Origin of the sequence: Pseudomonas sp. 51_B, from assembly GCF_017491595.1 — a bacterium.
GTDB classification, from domain to species: Bacteria; Pseudomonadota; Gammaproteobacteria; order Pseudomonadales; family Pseudomonadaceae; genus Aquipseudomonas; species Aquipseudomonas promysalinigenes.
In genome coordinates this window covers 1-469 of sequence record NZ_JAFGYW010000315.1, presented here as the reverse complement: position 1 = coordinate 469, position 469 = coordinate 1, and the positions used below count along the sequence as shown (strand labels likewise).

Here is a 469-nt window from a genome sequence, read left to right as displayed (position 1 = left end):
ACGGTAGCCTGCATCTTCGGACCCGCCAGGCCATCGACCCGACTTTACTCAACGTGTGCAGCAATCGAAGCCTATGGCCATTTTAAACATCCTCGAATTTCCGGACCCGCGTCTGCGCACTATCGCCAAACCAGTGGCTGTAGTGGACGACGAAGTGCGTCAGTTGGTCGACGACATGTTTGAAACAATGTATGAAGCGCCGGGCATCGGCCTCGCCGCGACCCAGGTCAACGTGCACAAACGTATCGTCGTGATGGCCCTATCCGAAGACCGCACCGAGCCACGGGTGTTCATCAACCCCGAGTTCGAATCGCTGACCGACGAGATGGACCAGTACCAGGAAGGCTGCCTCTCGGTACCGGGCTTCTACGAAAACGTCGACCGCCCGCAAAAGGTCAAAATCAAGGCGCTGGACCGCGACGGCAAGCCCTATGAGCTGATCGCCGAAGGCCTGCTCGCGGTGTGCATC

1 protein-coding gene is annotated in these 469 nt (G+C 58.6%); it reads left to right on the top strand.

All coding sequences use genetic code 11. The annotated features are described in order from the left end of the window. Nucleotides 1-73 precede the first annotated feature (73 nt). The coding region (gene def, locus J5M56_RS25005) for a peptide deformylase (protein ID WP_207938062.1) at nucleotides 74-469 on the top strand (396 nt) is incomplete at its 3' end.